The organism is Streptacidiphilus anmyonensis, assembly GCF_000787855.1.
In the GTDB taxonomy this organism is placed as follows: domain Bacteria; phylum Actinomycetota; class Actinomycetes; order Streptomycetales; family Streptomycetaceae; genus Streptacidiphilus; species Streptacidiphilus anmyonensis.
This window is the reverse complement of the sequence record NZ_BBPQ01000017.1, coordinates 40,274-56,602: the sequence shown is the minus strand read 5'-3', so window position 1 is coordinate 56,602 and position 16,329 is coordinate 40,274. Positions and strand designations below refer to the sequence as shown.

Sequence of the window (16,329 nt, the reverse complement as noted above, 5' to 3'; positions counted from 1 at the left end):
TTCACCCCTGCCCGGACTCCTCGGGCTTCGCAGCGGTCTCGGGAGCGGCCTCGGCGGCGGCGTCGGTCGCCGCGCCCGCCGCGTCAGGCTTCTTGACCGTGCAGACCAGGGCGTCGCCCCGGACGTCCGCGACGATCGTGTCGCCCGGGGACGCGTCTCCGCCGAGCAGCAGCGAGGCGATGCGGTTGTCCAGCTCGGACTGGATGGTGCGGCGCAGCGGGCGCGCGCCGAACTCCGGCTGGTGGCCGTGGGCGACGAGCAGGTCCCGGGCGGCCTGGGTGACCTCCAGCTGCAGGCCCTGCGACTGCACCCGCCGCTCGCTGCCCCGCAGCAGCAGGTCCACGATGTTGTTCAGCTCCTGCTTGGTGAGGGCGTGGAAGATGATCGTGTCGTCGATGCGGTTGAGGAACTCGGGCGGGAAGTGGCCCTGCAGATCCGCCATCAGCTGCTCGCGGATGCTGTCGGTGTCGCCGTGGTGGGCCAGGATCCGATGCGCGCCGATGTTGCTGGTCAGGATGACGACGGTGTGGCGGAAGTCGACCGTGCGGCCCTGCGCGTCCGTCAGCCGGCCGTCGTCGAGCACCTGGAGCAGCGTGTTGAAGACGTCCGGGTGGGCCTTCTCGACCTCGTCGAAGAGCAGCACGCTGTAGGGCTTGCGGCGGACCTTCTCGGTCAGCTGCCCCGCCTCCTCGTAGCCGACGTATCCGGGCGGCGCGCCGACCAGACGGGAGACCGTGTGCTTCTCCTGGAACTCGCTCATGTCGAAGCGGACCAGCCGGTCCTCGTCGCCGAAGAGCAGCTCCGCCAGCGCCTTGGCCAGCTCCGTCTTGCCGACGCCGGTCGGGCCGAGGAAGAGGAACGAGCCGACGGGGCGGTTCGGGTCGCCCATGCCCGCCCGGTTGCGGCGCACCGCCTCGGAGATCGCGACGACCGCCTCGTCCTGGCCGACCACGCGCGCGTGCAGCTCCTGCTCCAGCTTGAGGAGCTTGGCCTTCTCGTCCTGGGTGAGCTGGGTGACGGGGATGCCGGTGCGGCGGGAGACGACCTCGGCGATGTCGTCGACCGTCACCGCCATCACGCCCTCGCGCCGCTCGGCGATGCCCGCCAACTCGCCCTCGGCTTCGGCGAGCTGGTCCTTGAGCCGCTTCGCGGCCTCGAAGTCCTCGGCGGCGATGGCCTGGTCCTTCTCGCGCCTCAGCTTGGCGATCCGGTCCTCGCGGTCGCCCGCCTCCGTCGAGCGGCTCAGCGACTTGAGCCGCACCCGCGCGCCCGCCTGGTCCATCAGGTCGATGGCCTTGTCCGGCAGGAACCGGTCGGATACGTAGCGGTCGGACAGCTCGGCGGCGGCCCGCAGCGCCTCGTCGGTGAACCGCACCTGGTGGTGCGCCTCGTACGCGTCACGCAGGCCCAGCAGGATCTGCACCGTCTCCTCGACGCTCGGCTCGGGGATCAACACCGGCTGGAAGCGCCGCTCCAGGGCGGCGTCCTTCTCGATGTACTTGCGGTACTCGTCGATCGTGGTCGCGCCGATGACGTGCAGCTCGCCGCGCGACAGCGCGGGCTTGAGCATGTTGCCCGCGTCCATCGCGCCCTCGCCGCCGGCGCCCGCGCCGACGACGGTGTGCAACTCGTCGATGAACAGCACCAGCGAGTCGGTCGACTCCTGGACCTCGTCGATGACGTTCTTCAGCCGCTCCTCGAACTCGCCGCGGTACTTGGCTCCGGCCACCATGCCGGCCAGGTCGAGCGCGACGACGCGCTTGCCGCGCAGCGTCTCCGGCACCTCGTCGGCGACGATGCGCTGAGCCAGCCCCTCGACGATCGCGGTCTTGCCGACGCCCGGCTCGCCGATGAGCACCGGGTTGTTCTTCGACCGCCGGGAGAGGATCTCGATGGTCTGCTCGATCTCCTCGGCGCGTCCGACGACCGGGTCGAGCTTGCCGGCCTTGGCCTCGTCGGTGAGGTCGCGGCCGTACTGGTCGAGCGTGGGGGTGTCTCCCCCGGACTTCGACGGCGCGCGGTCGCCGGCCGCGGCCCGGTCCGAATCCCCGCGCAGCCGGGGCACGTCGACGCCGGTGCTGCCGAGCAGGTGCCCGGCGCCGGAGTCCGGATCGTCCAGCAGGGCGGCCAGGATGTGCTCGGGTCCGATGTAGGAGCCACCGCCGGCCTGCGAGCGGGCGTGCGCGGCGATCAGCACGCGCTTCGCGGCGGGAGTCAGGCTCGGCTCGGCGGAGGGAGTCCCCGCGAGGCCGGGCAGCACCTTCTCGATCGCCTGCGCGAGCTCGTCGGGGTCGACGCCCGCCTGGGCGAGCAGCGAACGCGCGGGCTCGACCAGGCACGCGGCCCACAGCAGGTGCTCGGTGTCCAGATCCTCACTGCCGTCCTCCGCGGCCCTCTGCTGCGCCCGCCCGATCAGCTCCCGCGCGGGCTCGGTCAGCAGCTTGCCGATCGGCACACGCTGCACCGCGGGCGGCGAGGAGGCGGGGGACATCCCGAAGAAGCGGTTGAGCAGATCGGAGAACGGGTCTTGACCACCGTAGGAGCCGAAGGTGGACATGGACATGGAAGTACTGCCTCCTCACCCCCGAGTCGGCATGACGGCTCCCATTCAACCCCCGAATCCCAGGGTCCACCCGCGCAGCCGGGCGTGTTGCACCCATCCAGGGGCGCGGGGCTCTGGACGGGTGGAGCCTCAGGTGATCACGAGAGCAGCGCGTTCAGCTCGACCCAGCCCAGATCGGCCTTCGTCGCGGCCGCCGTCCCCTGCGAGAGGATCTCCCGCGCCGCCCTGTCCGTCAGGGCGTACGCCGCCTCCGCGATCGACGCGCCCGCGCTGATGCGGGCCGCGCCCGCCGCCGCGAGGGTCGGGACCGGGAGGGTGTCCGCGGCGACCGTCACGTTCAGCGGCAGCGTGATCTCCTTGGCCAGCGCGGCCACCGCCTCCGCGCTCAGCGCGCCGAAGACGAAGACGCCGCTCGCCCCGGCCTCCGCGTACGCGGCCGCCCGGGTGACCGTCTCCTCGTGGTGGCGGCCGCGCTCCTGCGCCGGGAGGCGGTGCGTGTCGATGCGGGCGTTGATGAACAGCGGTACGCCCAGCGCGTCCGCGGCCTCGCGCGCGGCGGCGATCCGCGCGGCGCCCTGCTCGACCGGCCCGAGCGAATCCTCGATGTTGACGCCGACCACGCCGGCCTCGACGATCGCCCGGATCGTCTCGGCAACGCCGGGCAGGTCCTCGGCGTAGCCGCGCTCGATGTCGGCCGTCACCGGGATCGAGACGGCCTCGACGATGCGCGCGGCCGCGGCGACGCCTGCCTCCCTGGTCAGCCGACCGCCGTCGGCGCTGCCGAGCGACCAGGCGATCCCGGCGCTGGTGGTGGCGACCGCCGCCGCGCCCGCCGCCTCGACGATGCGCGCGGAGGCGACGTCCCACGCGTTGGGCAGCACCAGGGGGCGACCCGGCTGGTGGAGTGAGTGGAGGTGACGGGCCTTCTCGACGAGTTCGACAGCAACCTTGGTCATGCGCTCATCCCATCACACGCCACCGACAACGACGGGAACCGAACCGGCCCGGCCGCGGGGACGCGGTCGGGCCGGCAGGCAGGTTACGCGGCCCCCGGGTCAACCCGGAGCCGCCACAAGTCAGTTGTGGCCGAAGCGCTTCTCCTTCTTGCGCGTGTGGCGCATCGGCATGTCGCCGGAGGCGTCCATCGGTTCCATGCCCGGCATCTGCTGACCGGCCTTCATGTCCGCGAGCATCGCCTTGTCGTGCGCCTGCGCGCGGCTCGGGGTGGGAGCCGCCGACTGCTTCTGCTTGCGGGGCTGGTTCTTGACCTTCGTCATGGTGTTCTCTCCCGAAGGGGGTGAGGCGCCGTGCCCGGGTCCGGGCGGAATCTCCGGCGCATGGCTTCACCCTGACAGCGCCGGTCCACGATCGCATCTCGAAGGGTCACGGAACGTGACCAACGACCGTGGAACCGGCGCTGCCTGGAGCCTCACCTCCCGCTGAGGGCCGAATGCTGCTCCGCTCCGCGGTGCCGGTGTCCGGGCACGATGTCGTGCGCGGCGGCCATACGGGAGCCGGACCACTGCGTCCGGCGGTCGCCGGCGGCGTGGTGGGCGAAGGCGGGGGCCATCGGCCCGGCGCCGACACGTCCGGTCATGCCGGGCTGCATGGGCTGGGGCATCCAGTCGTTCATCGACTGCGTGCCGGTCATTCCGGTCCTGCGCAGCAGGTCCTCCGCGCTCCGGCGCAGCTTCTTGGACTGACGAGCGGCCATCGCGGCTCTCCTCTCCGCGCGCGTGCCGCGCGCTTGGTGCTCGCGCCTGCCGCCGCCCCGGTCCGGACGGGAGCCGGAGCGGTGTCTGCCCAAGTCTAGTGAGGTCGGCACGGTTACGCCCCGATGCGCGGATGACCGTCGCCGGCCGCCCCGGCACGCCATACTCGGCTTGCTCACACTCGGCCTGCTCGGCACGCTCGGCGTGGACGAGCGGCCACCGGCGGACATCGAGGGGGGCGTGTGCACGGGGAACGGGTGGCGGTCGTCGGCGGGAGCATCGCGGGCTGCGCGGCGGCGCGGGCGCTGCACCGGGCGGGAGCGGGCGAGGTCGTCGTGCTGGAACGTGCGTCCGGGCGGCTCCAGGACCGGGGCGTGGGCCTGGCGATCCAGAACGAGCGCTACGCCGAGCTCGAGGCGGCCGGCTACCTGGACGCCCGGATGCCGTGGGTCCCGCTCACGCGACGTCCGTGGGTGGTCCGGGACGGCGCGCGCCGGGCGGGACGCGAGATCGCGTCGCTGCCCTTCCCGTTCCGCTCCTACCGGTGGGGCTCGCTCTGGCAGGAGCTGCGCCGGCGGCTGCCCGACGACGTCGACTACCGCGGCGGCGTCGCCGTCCGCGCCGTCCACCCGGACGCCGACGGAGCGGCGGTCGTCCTCGCCGACGGCACCGAGGAGCGGTTCGACCTGGTCGTCGGCGCGGACGGGCACCGTTCGACGGTCCGCGCCGCGATGCTCCCCGCGGCTTCCTCCGCGCCCGCCTGGGGCGGCTACCTCGCCTGGCGCGGCACCGTCGCCGCTGCGCAACTCCCCGGCCCCGCGGAGGCGTTCCCCGAGGACACCGCCACCACGGTGGCTTTCCCGGGCGGCCACATGATCTCCTACCGGATCCCCGGCAGCCCGAGCGGCGAGGACGGTGCGGCAGACGGGGAGGCAGCCCGCGACGGGGACGGCGGCAGCAGCGACGACGGCGTCCGGGTCAACTGGGTCTTCTACGCGACCCCGCCCGCGCACCTCGCCGAGCGGCTGGCCGATCCCGAGGCGAGCCCCTCGGCCGAGCTGACGAGGGAACTGACCGACCATCAGCACCGCTTGGTGGAACGGTACTTCCCGGGGTACTGGCGTGACCTCGTGCGGGGCACGCCCGAGGAGGACCGGCTCCTCCAGCCGATCCACGACGCGGCCGCGCCCCGGTACGCCCACGGACGGCTGGCGCTGCTCGGCGACGCCGCCGCCATCGCCCGCCCGCACACCGGCAGCGGCGCGCTCAAGGCGCTCCAGGACGCGACCGTCCTCGGCCGCGCACTCCTGGAGCACGACTCCCTCCCTGCGGCCCTCGCCGCCTACGACGCGGAACGCGCCCCCGTGGGCCGCGCGATCCTGGAGCTCGGCCGCAGCCTGGGCCGCGCCCACGTGCTGCGCACCCCCGACTGGGCGTCCATGGACCAGCGGTCCTTCGAGGCGTGGTGGCATGAGAACAGCGGCGCGGGCGTCGGCGGCCGACCGCTGCGGCCGTAGGGCCGCGCTAGGCCGCAGAGCCGCAGAGCCACAGAGCCTCAGTGCCTCAGGGTGAAGGGGTCGCCCGGAGCCGACGGGCGAGCGAAACGGGGGGAAGGTGCCGTCGACCCGTGGGCGGCCGACCGCGGTTCAGAGGGGCGACCCCACGGCGGCTCCACCCCCCGGGCCCCCGCCCTGCGCGACCGCGTGCGCGTCGCGTGCTGGAATGGGCCCATGATCTACCACGTCGTGCCCCTCGCCGACTGGGACGCCGCGCCCGACAGCGCCTACGCCCCGGCCTCCCTCGCGGACGAGGGCTTCGTCCACTGTTCGCCCGACGTCGCGACGACCCTCGCCGTCGTCGACGCCTTCTACCGGGACGCCCCGAGGCCACTGCTCGCGCTCCTCGTCGACGAGTCGCGCCTGACCGCCGAGTGCGTCTTCGAGGCCGCCGCCCCGGCCCCGCCGCCGGGTGTCGCCGCCGGCACGCTCTTTCCGCACGTCTTCGGTCCGCTGAACCGCGACGCCGTCACCGGTGTCCTCGAGGTCGCCTGGGACGCCGACGGCCGCGCCACCGGCCTGACGGAGCGCGGATAACCGCTCGCCTCCGCGCGCCCGGGGTCGGCATGATGTCCTGGTGACCGGCATCGAGTGGATCACCCTCCTCGGCTATGACAACCTCCCGGGCAGCCCGCGCCCCGTCGAGGCGCTCACCGCTTGACTGCGTGAGCGCGGCATCGACTGGATGCCGTTCGAGCCGGACGACGTCCGGATCAACCTGATGTGCGGGAAGGGCGCGGACGGGCACTGGTTCGGCTGCTTCTCGGTGTGCGTGCGCGGTGACGCCCTGCGTCCCCTCGGGCTTCACCCCGAGCAGCCGACATCGCAGGTCACGGGCCCCTCACCGCCGCGATGGTGGCATGCGGCGGCCGAGCGGCAGGTCAGATCGGCCCGGTGGCGTCCGAAGAACCGGAACTGACGGAGTATCGTCTCGTGCCATGCCTCAGCTGATCCGGATCGTGACGCGCTCCTCCCCCATGGCTCTCGCGCAGGTGGAGCGGGTGCGATCACTGCTGGCCGAGCGGCATCCGCGGCTCGTGACCGAGGTCGTGCCCGTCACCACGTCCGGGGACCGGTGGCTCGGCGCGCTGTCCGCGCTCGGCGGGAAGGGGGCGTTCACCAAGGAGGTGGACGCCGCGCTGCTCGCGGGCGAGGCGGACCTGGCCGTGCACTGCCTCAAGGACATGCCCGGCGACCGTCCGCTGCCGGAGGGCACCGCCGTCGCCGCCTACCTGCCGCGCGACGACATCCGCGACGCCGTCGTCCAGCCGCTCGGCCTGCGGCTCGACCAGTTGCCCGCGGGCGCCAGGGTCGGCACCAGCTCGGTCCGGCGGATCGCCCAACTCGCCGCCGCGTACCCGGAGCTGGAGTGCGTGCCGATCCGCGGCAACGCCAACTCGCGCCTCGCCAAGCTCGACGCGGGCGAGTACGACGCCCTGCTGCTGGCCGTCTCCGGCCTGGAGCGGATCGGGCAGGCGCACCGCATCGCCGAGGTCCTGGAGCCGGACGCGATGTGTCCGCCGATCGGCGCGGGCGTCCTGGCGCTCCAGTGCCGCGCGGACGACAGCGCGACGGTCGACGCGGTCGCCGCGCTCAGCCACGCGCCGACGTGGCGCGAGGCCGCGGCGGAGCGGATGATGCTGCACGCACTCCAGGGGCACTGCAACTCCCCCATCGCCGGCTACGCGCGGGCCGAGGAGGACGGACGGCTCTCGCTGCGGGCACGCGTCTTCACCCCGGACGGCAAACGCGTCATCGAGGCACACGAGTGGGCGGGTGCGCTGTCGCCGGAGGAGCTCGGCATGGCCACCGCGCTGGCGCTGCTGCGCCAGGGCGCACGGGAGATGATCGACGAGATCCCGCACTGACCCCGCGCCGGGACCGCCGGGGAACGCGTCAGGCGGGGACCGTCTCCGGCGCGTGCTCGTGGCCGTCCCCGTCATGGGCGTGCGCGTGCGCATGGGCGTGCGCGCCCCGGACGACCAGGGAGTCCAGCAGTTCGCGCGTCGCGTCGGCGACGGCCTCGACCGCGGCGTCGAACGCCTCGCGGTTGTGGGCCGCGGGCGCGCGGAAGCCGGAGACCTTGCGCACGTACTGGAGTGCGGCCGCCTGGATGTCGGCCTCCTGCGGGTCGGGTGTGACCGGGGCCCGGAGCGTCTTGATCGATCGGCACATGGCTCCAGCGTAGGCCGCGACGGTGCGGCGCGGGCCGGATGCACGGTGCGGTGGGGATGCCGGAGGTCTACAGTGCAGGGAAAGGCAAGTCTGTTCATACAGGGCAGGAGGTTCCAGATGTCCCAGCCCGAGGGCGACGACGAGCGACCCACGCCGGACCGGTTGCTCCACACCGGAGCGGAACACCCGGTCGACCCGGAAGACCTGGTCCGCGCCAGCGGTCGCGAACCCACCCCGGCACTGATCGAGAAGGCCCGCAAGGCCCTGGAGGAGCAAGGCGCCGCCGCCGTCGAGCGTCTGCTGCCCTGACGCTCGCTGCTCTGACTCCCGAAGCCTGGTCCGACCCGCGCACCGCGCCGGTCGGGTCAGGCTTCCGTGCGTGTGGACCCCGTACCGGTGGACCCGGTGCGCGCGGGCGGCGCGGCCCCGGCCGCGCAGTCGGGGCAGAGGCCGCGGTAGGTGACCGCGACGCCGGAGACGGTGAACCCGTAGCGCTCGGCCGCGGGGAGGCCGGCCAGCGGGTCGCCCAGGGGATGGACGTCGCGGATCGTGCCGCAGGACTCGCAGACCAGGTGCTGGTGGGCGTGGTGGGCGTTCGGGTCGTAGCGCTTGGCCCGGCCGTCCGTGCTGACCTCGACCACCTCGCCGAGCGCGACGAGCTCGCCCAGCGTGTTGTAGACCGTGGCCCGGCTGATCTCGGGGAGCAGCGCGGCCGCGCGGGCGTGGATCTCGTCGGCGGTGAAGTGGACGTGGTCCCCGTCCAGCACCTGCGCGACGACGCGCCGCTGCGCGGTGAGCCGCCAACTGCGCGCTCTGAGTCGTGCCAGCAGGTCGCTCATGTCTGCGAGCGTAGCAGCCGGTCGGACGATGTTCGAGATTAGTGCACCTGTTGACTTAGACAGTGTCTAAGGTAGGGTCGAATCCGGTCTCACTCCCCTAGCCCGCAAGGATGGTCATGTCTGAGAACCTTGACGTCAACGTCGACGCCAACGGGGGGAGCTCGGGCGGTTGCCCGGTCGCGCACGGGCGCGCACCCCACCCCACGCAGGGCGGCGGAAACCGTCAGTGGTGGCCGCAGCAGCTGAACCTGAAGATCCTGGCCAAGAACCCGGCCGTGGCGAACCCGCTGGGCGAGGACTTCGACTACGCGGCCGCGTTCTCGGCGCTGGACCTGGCGGCCGTCAAGCAGGACGTCGCCGAGGTGCTGACCGACTCGAAGGACTGGTGGCCGGCGGACTTCGGCAACTACGGGCCGTTCATGATCCGCATGGCCTGGCACTCCGCGGGCACCTACCGCATCAGCGACGGCCGCGGCGGCGCGGGCGCGGGCCAGCAGCGCTTCGCCCCGCTCAACTCCTGGCCGGACAACGGCAACCTGGACAAGGCCCGCCGCCTGCTGTGGCCGGTGAAGAAGAAGTACGGCAAGTCCCTGTCCTGGGCCGACCTGATGATCCTCGCGGGGAACGTCGCCCTGGAGGAGATGGGCTTCGACACCTTCGGCTTCGCCGGCGGCCGCGCCGACGTGTGGGAGCCGGACGAGGACGTGTACTGGGGCCCGGAGACCACCTGGCTCGGCGACGAGCGCTACACCGGCGACCGTGAGCTCGAGGAGCCCCTGGGCGCGGTCCAGATGGGCCTGATCTACGTCAACCCCGAGGGCCCCAACGGCAACCCGGACCCGATCGCCGCCGCGCGCGACATCCGCGAGACCTTCCGTCGCATGGCGATGAACGACGAGGAGACCGTCGCCCTCATCGCCGGCGGCCACACCTTCGGCAAGACCCACGGCGCGGGCCCGGCGGACAACGTCGGCGCCGACCCCGAGGGCGCTCCGCTGGAGCAGCAGGGCCTCGGCTGGAAGTCCTCCTACCGCACCGGCAAGGGCGGCGACGCCATCACCTCCGGCCTCGAGGGCACCTGGACCAACACCCCCACCACGTGGGACAACAGCTTCTTCGAGATCCTCTTCGGCTACGAGTGGGAGCTCTTCCAGAGCCCCGCGGGCGCCAACCAGTGGCGGCCGAAGGACAACGCGGGCGCCGGCACCGTGCCGGACGCGCACGACGCGTCGAAGTCGCACCAGCCGGTCATGCTGACGACCGACCTGTCGCTGCGCTTCGACCCGGCCTACGAGCCGATCTCCCGGCGCTTCAAGGACGACCCGGCCGCCTTCGCGGACGCCTTCGCCCGTGCCTGGTTCAAGCTGACCCACCGCGACATGGGCCCGATCGCCCGCTACCTCGGCTCCGAGGTCCCGGCCGAGGAGCTGCTCTGGCAGGACCCGGTCTCCGCCGACACCCGCTCGCACGTCGACCCGGCCGACCTCACCAAGCTCAAGCAGAAGATCGCCGACGCGGGCCTGTCCGTGGCCGAGCTGGTCTCCACCGCCTGGGCCTCCGCGTCCTCCTTCCGCGGCAGCGACAAGCGCGGCGGCGCGAACGGCGCCCGCATCCGCCTCCAGCCGCAGGCCGGTTGGGAGGTCAACGACCCGGACCAGCTCGCCCAGGTGCTGCGCACCCTGGAGGGCGTCCAGCAGGCGTTCAACGCCGAGCTGTCGGGCGGCAAGCACGTCTCGCTCGCCGACGTGATCGTCCTCGCGGGCGGCGTCGGCGTGGAGCAGGCCGCCAAGGCCGCCGGGGTGACGGTGGAGGTGCCGTTCACGCCGGGCCGCGGCGACGCGACCCAGGAGCAGACGGACGTCGAGTCCTTCGCCGCCCTGGAGCCGACGGCCGACGGCTTCCGCAACTACCTCGGCAAGGCCAACCGCCTCCCGGCCGAGTACCTGCTGCTGGACAAGGCCAACCTGCTGAACCTGTCGGCTCCGGAGCTGACCGTCCTGGTCGGCGGCCTGCGCGTGGTGGGCGCGAACCAGGGGCAGTCGTCCCTGGGCGTCCTCACCGACCGGCCGGGCGCGCTGACGAACGACTTCTTCGTCAACCTGCTGGACCTGGACACCACGTGGGCCCCGGTCGCGGCCGACGCCGGCACCTTCGAGGGCCGCGACGCCTCCGGCGAGGTCCGGTGGACCGGCAGCCGTGCGGACCTGGTCTTCGGCTCCAACTCCGAGCTGCGCGCCGTGGCCGAGGTCTACGCGAGTGACGACGCGCAGCAGAAGTTCGTCGCGGACTTCGTCGCCGCCTGGGCCAAGGTCATGGACCTGGACCGCTACGACGGGCGCTGATCCTCTCCGCTGAACGACCGTGCGGGCCGGCCCTTCCGGGCCGGCCCGCACGTCTGCTTCGGGGCAGGGTCAGCCGATCCGGGCGACGGCGGCGATCGGAGCGCCGGTGTCGTCGGGCTCGTTCTCGTCCGCCCGCCACTTGTAGTAGGAGACGAGGCCGGGCTCCAGCAGGGTGTACGGCTCGAGCCAGCCCGCGACCGCGGCGGGCGAGTGGAGCACCAGCGGGGAGGAGGCGTTGGCGTAGATCGCCTCGGCCTTCTCGATCTCGTCCTGAGAGAGCCGGCCGGCGCTGGCGATCGACAGGGCGAGGTGGCTGCCCGGGGCCAGGCGCTCGGTATAGGCGCGGATCATGGCGCCCGGGTCCTCCTCGCGGCGGACGAAGTGCATCACCGAGATCAGCAGCAGCCCGACGGGCTGCGAGAAGTCGATCGTCCCGGCCGCCTCGACGCGGTCCATGATCTCCTGCGGGCGGCGCAGGTCCGCGTCGAGCGCGGTCACGCCCGTCTCGGCGCGCAGGGCGCGGGTGTGGGCGAGCACGACCGGGTCGTTGTCGACGTAGACGATGCGGGCGTCCGGCTGGTGCTCGCGCACGATCTCGTGCACGTTCGGGCTGGTGGGGATGCCCGCGCCGACGTCGATGTACTGGCGGATGCCGCTCTGGGCCAGCAGGCCCACGGCCCGCAGCAGGAAGCGCCGGTTGGCCTGCGCGATGGTCCGCGCGGTGGGCTGCGCGGTCAGCAGGTGCTCGGCGGCGGCGCGGTCGGCGGCGAAGTTGTCCTTGCCGCCGATGAGGTAGTCGTAGATGCGGGCGGTGCTCGGCACGTTCGGGTCGAAGCCTCCGTGGCCGGCGGCGCTCCCGTGGCCGCCGTCCGCGTCCGCTCTGCCGCCCGGCTCCTGCTCCACCTCGGACATCCGTCGCCCACCCCTCGTGATGACAGTCGATCAACTCTGCTGCGCAGTCTAGAGGACGCCCGGAGTTCAGTCGGGCGCCCGCTCCGCTCAATCGAGGGAGACGACGGCGGCCTCGGCGCGGCCCTGCGGGGTGTCGTACTCCACCACGTCGCCGACCCGACGTCCGAGCAGCGCGCGGCCGAGGGGGCTGTCCGCCGTGACCAGGGTCCGGTCCAACTCCTCGGCGACCTCGCCGATCTCGACCTGCTCGACCGTGCCGTCGGCGAAGCGCACGGAGACGGTGCTGCCGACCCCCACCACGTCGGTGCCGGGAGGTCCGGCGATCGTCGCCTGCTTCAGGCGCAGGGTCAGGGCCTCGATCCGGTCGTCGAGCCGGGACAGCTCCTCGGCACGCTGGAGCTCGTCGGCCTGGTCGGCGCGGTCCCCGGTGGAGTCGGTGTCGTGCAGGGTGGCGGCGACGGAGGCCCGCTCCGCGCGCAGCTGCGTCAGATCGCGCTCGATCGCCTCGCGCGCCTTCGGGCTGATCGGCTCCGGCTCACCGGCCATGGTCTCCTCCTCGGCGCCCGCGACGCCCTCGACGGTCCGCGCGGCGTCCCACCACTCAAACCCCGCCGTCAGAGGCCCGCAACCGGGCGCGCAGGTGCCGGTCCCGTGCTGCTGTGCCAGCGTGGAACGGGGACACCGCACCGAGAGGAGTGGCCATGTCGTCCAAACGGCGCCGCAGGAAGAAGCAGCGCAGGAAGCACGGCGCGAACCACGGCAAGCGCCCCTGCTGCTGAGCCCCCGGACCGTCCGGCCCCGCCGCCCGCTTTCCCCCGGGCGGCCGGGCCGGACGACTGCACGTGGGGACGGCCGCAGGAACCGCCGCTGGGACGGGCGCCGGGACGGCCGCGTTCGGACCGTTCAGACCGCCTCGACGGCCGCGGCGAGGCCCGGCACCACCTCGGCGCCGGGGAGCCGGGCGACCGCCCAGCCGGGAAGGATCAGCTTGCCGCGGCGCGCACCGCTGCCGACCAGGACGGAGGGCGCGGCGGCGACGGCCTCGTCGACCAGCAGCGGCCACTCCGCGGGCAGCCCGAGCGGGGTGATCCCGCCGTACTCCATCCCCGTCCCCGCGACGGCGGTGTCCATCGGCGCGAACGAGGCCTTGCGCGCGCCCAGGCGCTTGCGGACGGCCTGGTTCACGTCCAGACGGGTGGTGGCCAGCACCAGGCAGCCGGCCAGGGTCGTCTCCCCGCCGCGCTTGGCGGCGACCACGACACAGTTGGCCGAGAGCTCCGGCGGGGCCTCGTAGGCGGCGCAGAAGACGGCGGTGTCCGCCTTCTCGGGATCGGTGTCCACCCACAGCACGGACCGGGCGGCCTCCCGGTCCGCCCAGTCCCGCAGGGCGGCGGCGACGGGCGTGACGAGATCGGCTGACGCGTCGAGCGCGAGCCGGACGGTGGGGAAGTTTCCGAAGGGGGCCCTGGGGGTCTGTACCTGGTCGCTCACGGCTCGACTCTAGCGAGCACGGAAGCCGGTCCGGGGCGCGGGGCGGCCAGGAATGTGACGGGGATCACGGCACGGGTGGCCCGGTCGGAGAAATGGACGGCCCCCGTCCGGGGTTGTCAGGCTTACGCGAAATACTTGCGTACATCAAATGTCCGGCACCTTGAGGAACCACATGACCACCGTTGCGTCCTCCGCCTCCCGCGCGGCCGAGATCCTTGCCAGGCCCGTCGCCCTGAACGGTCTGACCGTCCCCAACCGCATCGCGATGGCGCCGATGACGCGCATGTTCTCGCCGGGCGGCGTCCCGGGCGAGGACGTCCGGTCGTACTACGCCCGCCGCGCCGCCGCCGGCGTCGGTCTGATCGTCACCGAGGGCACCTACGTCGGCCACGACTCCGCCGGTCAGAGCGACCGCGTGCCGCGCTTCCACGGCGAGGAGCAGTTGGCCGGGTGGGCGCGGGTCGCCGACGCGGTGCACGCCGCCGGCGGCACGATCGTGCCGCAGCTGTGGCACATCGGCATGGTGCGCAAGCAGGGCCAGCCGCCGTTCGCCGAGGCCCCCGCCGTCGGCCCCTCCGGGCTGCGCATCGACGGCACCGAGGGCACCGGCAGGGCGATGACCCAGGAGGACCTGGACGACGTCATCGGCGCCTTCGCCGAGGCCGCGGCCGCCGCCGAGCGCGCCGGCTTCGACGGCGTCGAGCTGCACGGCGCCCACGGCTACCTCGTCGACCAGTTCCTTTGGGCGGGCACCAACCGCCGCACCGACGCCTACGGCGGCGACCCGGTCTCCCGCACGAGGTTCGCCGCCGAGATCGCCGCGGCGGTCCGCGCGAACGTCTCCGCCGACTTCCCGGTGATCTTCCGCTTCTCGCAGTGGAAGCAGGAGGCCTACGACGCCCGGCTCGCGGAGACCCCCGAGCAGCTGGAGGCGATCCTCGCCCCGCTCGCGGCAGCGGGCGTCGACGCCTTCCACGCCTCCACCCGCCGCTACTGGCTCCCGGAGTTCGAGGGCTCGGACCTCAACCTGGCCGGCTGGACCAAGAAGATCACCGGCAAGCCGACCATCACCGTCGGCTCGGTCGGCCTCGACGGGGACTTCATCGGCGCCTTCATGGGCGAGGGTTCCCCGGTCCAGGGCCTCGACAACCTCCTCGACCGCATGGAGCGCGACGAGTTCGACATGGTCGCCGTCGGCCGCGCGCTGCTCCAGGACCCGGAGTGGGCCGCCAAGGTCCTCGCCGGCCGCTTCGACGAACTGAAGCCCTACGACGCGGCGTCGCTCAAGTCCCTGAGCTGACCGGAGCCGGCCCACTGCGGGGCGACCGTCACTCCGCGGCGTACCAGAGCGTGGTCGGGTTGGTGAACTCCCGGATGCCCAACCCGTCCAGCTCACGCCCGTAGCCCGAGCGCTTGACCCCGCCGAAGGGGAACGCCGGGTGCGAGGCGGTCATGCCGTTGAAGAAGACGCCGCCGGCCTGCAGGTCCCGGGCGAGCACCCCCTGCTCGCCCGGGTCGCGCGTCCACGCGTTCGAACTCAGCCCGTACGGCGTGTCGTTGGCGAGCGCGACCGCCGCGGCCAGGTCCGGCACCCGGTAGAGGGTGGCGACCGGGCCGAAGCACTCCTCGTGGTGCAGGCGCATCGCGGGGTCGATGTCGGTGAGCACCGTCGGCTCGTAGTACCAGCCCTCGTCGCTCAGCTCCGGGGGCCGCCGCCCGCCGCACAGGACCCGCGCGCCCTTGCCGCGCGCGTCCTCGACCTGCTCCTCGATGTCGGTGCGGCCCTGCTCGGTGGCCAACGGGCCCACGTCGGTGTGCTCCTGCATCGGGTCGCCGACGCGCAGGCTCCGCATGCCGTCGACGAAGGCACGGGTGAAGTCGTCGAAGACGGCCTCGTGGACGATGAACCGCTTGGCCGCGATGCAGGACTGACCGTTGTTCTGCACCCGTGCCCGCACCGCCACTTGGGCCGCCGCGGCGACGTCCGCCGAAGGCAGCACCAGGAACGGGTCGCTGCCGCCGAGTTCCAGCACGCACTTCTTCAACTGCTCGCCCGCGACCGTCGCGACGGCCTGCCCCGCGCCCTCGCTTCCGGTGAGCGTGACGGCCGCGACCCGGTCGTCGCGGATCACGTCCGCGACCTGGCCGGAGGAGATCAACAGCGTCTGGAAGCAACCGGGTTCGTAACCGGCGTCGGCGAAGAGCTCCTGGAGGTAGAGCGCGGTGCGCGGGACGTTCGAGGCGTGCTTGAGCAGCAGCACGTCCCCGGCCATCAGCGCGGGCGCGGCGGCACGGATCACCTGCCACAGCGGGAAGTTCCAGGGCATGACCGCCAACACCGGCCCAAGCGGCCGGAACCGGACCCGCACCGCCTGGGCCCCGCTGTCCGCGACGTCCGCGGCCTCGGGGGTCTGGTCGGCGAGCAGACCGGGCGCGTGGTCGGCGAACCACCGCATCGCTTTGGCGCACTTGTCCGCCTCGCCGCGGGCCTGCGCCAGCGGCTTGCCCATCTCGGTGACGAGGGTGCGGGCCACCTCCTCCCGGTCGGCGGTCAGCTTGTCGGCGGCGCGGCGCAGCAGCTGTGACCGGTGGTCGAAGGCGGTGGTCCGGTAGCCCTCGAAGGTCTCGGCCGCGCGCCGGAGCCGCTCCTCGACGCCGTGCGCGTCCAGCGCCGGGAAGGTCGCCAGCGTCCTGCCGGTGGCCGGATCGACGGTCGCGATCGTCATTCGGATTCCCCTC

The 16,329-nt window shown here is 73.1% G+C and carries 17 protein-coding genes; 7 read left to right on the top strand and 10 right to left on the bottom strand.

Annotated features, from left to right (window positions below):
- Window position 1 precedes the first annotated feature (1 nt).
- From TR50_RS17740 to TR50_RS17725, 4 genes are all read right to left on the bottom strand, one after another.
- Window positions 2-2,563, bottom strand: a complete 2,562-nt coding sequence (locus tag TR50_RS17740) for an ATP-dependent Clp protease ATP-binding subunit (protein WP_042421962.1) — start codon at window positions 2,561-2,563, stop codon at window positions 2-4.
- Window positions 2,564-2,700: 137 nt separating this feature from the next.
- Window positions 2,701-3,519: an isocitrate lyase/PEP mutase family protein gene (locus TR50_RS17735; RefSeq protein WP_042421960.1), complete on the bottom strand. Its 819-nt coding sequence runs from the start codon at window positions 3,517-3,519 to the stop codon at window positions 2,701-2,703.
- Window positions 3,520-3,639: 120 nt separating this feature from the next.
- Window positions 3,640-3,840, bottom strand: a complete 201-nt coding sequence (locus tag TR50_RS17730) for a hypothetical protein (protein WP_042421958.1) — start codon at window positions 3,838-3,840, stop codon at window positions 3,640-3,642.
- Window positions 3,841-3,992: 152 nt separating this feature from the next.
- Window positions 3,993-4,277: a hypothetical protein gene (locus TR50_RS17725; RefSeq protein WP_042421957.1), complete on the bottom strand. Its 285-nt coding sequence runs from the start codon at window positions 4,275-4,277 to the stop codon at window positions 3,993-3,995.
- 240 nt (window positions 4,278-4,517) lie between these two features.
- Here TR50_RS17725 and TR50_RS17720 point away from each other — a divergent pair, with 240 nt between their 5' ends.
- From TR50_RS17720 to hemC, 3 genes are all read left to right on the top strand, one after another.
- Window positions 4,518-5,792, top strand: a complete 1,275-nt coding sequence (locus TR50_RS17720) for an FAD-dependent monooxygenase (protein WP_042421955.1) — start codon at window positions 4,518-4,520, stop codon at window positions 5,790-5,792.
- A gap of 213 nt (window positions 5,793-6,005) precedes the next feature.
- Entirely contained in the window at window positions 6,006-6,368 is a 363-nt protein-coding gene (locus TR50_RS17715; protein ID WP_042421953.1) for a DUF952 domain-containing protein, read from the top strand.
- A 401-nt stretch (window positions 6,369-6,769) separates the two neighbouring features.
- Entirely contained in the window at window positions 6,770-7,699 is a 930-nt protein-coding gene (hemC, locus tag TR50_RS17705) for a hydroxymethylbilane synthase (protein ID WP_042421949.1), read from the top strand.
- Between the two features lie 28 nt (window positions 7,700-7,727).
- Here the strand turns inward: hemC and TR50_RS17700 are convergent, their stop codons facing one another.
- Entirely contained in the window at window positions 7,728-8,006 is a 279-nt protein-coding gene (locus TR50_RS17700) for a DUF2277 domain-containing protein (protein ID WP_042421947.1), read from the bottom strand.
- A 117-nt stretch (window positions 8,007-8,123) separates the two neighbouring features.
- Between TR50_RS17700 and TR50_RS17695 the strand changes: the two genes are divergently transcribed.
- Complete coding sequence (locus tag TR50_RS17695) at window positions 8,124-8,315, top strand: hypothetical protein (RefSeq protein ID WP_042421945.1); 192 nt, start codon at window positions 8,124-8,126, stop codon at window positions 8,313-8,315.
- A gap of 56 nt (window positions 8,316-8,371) precedes the next feature.
- Here TR50_RS17695 and TR50_RS17690 read toward each other — a convergent pair whose 3' ends face one another.
- A complete protein-coding gene (locus tag TR50_RS17690; RefSeq protein ID WP_042421942.1) occupies window positions 8,372-8,845 on the bottom strand; it encodes a Fur family transcriptional regulator in 474 nt (157 codons plus the stop codon).
- A 116-nt stretch (window positions 8,846-8,961) separates the two neighbouring features.
- On the opposite strand from TR50_RS17690, the gene katG reads away from it, so the two are divergent.
- On the top strand, window positions 8,962-11,187 hold the full coding sequence (gene katG / locus TR50_RS17685; protein ID WP_042421940.1) for a catalase/peroxidase HPI: 2,226 nt from the start codon (window positions 8,962-8,964) through the stop codon (window positions 11,185-11,187).
- A gap of 69 nt (window positions 11,188-11,256) precedes the next feature.
- On the opposite strand, the gene TR50_RS17680 is transcribed toward katG, so the two are convergent.
- Both TR50_RS17680 and TR50_RS17675 read right to left on the bottom strand, forming a co-directional pair.
- Window positions 11,257-12,099, bottom strand: coding sequence for an SAM-dependent methyltransferase (locus tag TR50_RS17680; RefSeq protein ID WP_084700489.1), 843 nt, complete (start codon window positions 12,097-12,099; stop codon window positions 11,257-11,259).
- An 87-nt stretch (window positions 12,100-12,186) separates the two neighbouring features.
- Complete coding sequence (locus TR50_RS17675) at window positions 12,187-12,645, bottom strand: GreA/GreB family elongation factor (RefSeq protein ID WP_042421938.1); 459 nt, start codon at window positions 12,643-12,645, stop codon at window positions 12,187-12,189.
- 155 nt (window positions 12,646-12,800) lie between these two features.
- Between TR50_RS17675 and TR50_RS50510 the strand changes: the two genes are divergently transcribed.
- On the top strand, window positions 12,801-12,878 hold the full coding sequence (locus tag TR50_RS50510) for a hypothetical protein (RefSeq protein WP_500799094.1): 78 nt from the start codon (window positions 12,801-12,803) through the stop codon (window positions 12,876-12,878).
- Between the two features lie 124 nt (window positions 12,879-13,002).
- Here the strand turns inward: TR50_RS50510 and TR50_RS17670 are convergent, their stop codons facing one another.
- Entirely contained in the window at window positions 13,003-13,590 is a 588-nt protein-coding gene (locus TR50_RS17670; RefSeq protein ID WP_042421937.1) for a YbaK/EbsC family protein, read from the bottom strand.
- A gap of 172 nt (window positions 13,591-13,762) precedes the next feature.
- Here TR50_RS17670 and TR50_RS17665 point away from each other — a divergent pair, with 172 nt between their 5' ends.
- Window positions 13,763-14,890: an NADH:flavin oxidoreductase gene (locus TR50_RS17665; protein ID WP_042421935.1), complete on the top strand. Its 1,128-nt coding sequence runs from the start codon at window positions 13,763-13,765 to the stop codon at window positions 14,888-14,890.
- Window positions 14,891-14,918: 28 nt separating this feature from the next.
- On the opposite strand, the gene TR50_RS17660 is transcribed toward TR50_RS17665, so the two are convergent.
- Window positions 14,919-16,316, bottom strand: a complete 1,398-nt coding sequence (locus TR50_RS17660) for an aldehyde dehydrogenase family protein (protein WP_042421933.1) — start codon at window positions 16,314-16,316, stop codon at window positions 14,919-14,921.
- Between the last annotated feature and the right edge of the window lie 13 nt (window positions 16,317-16,329).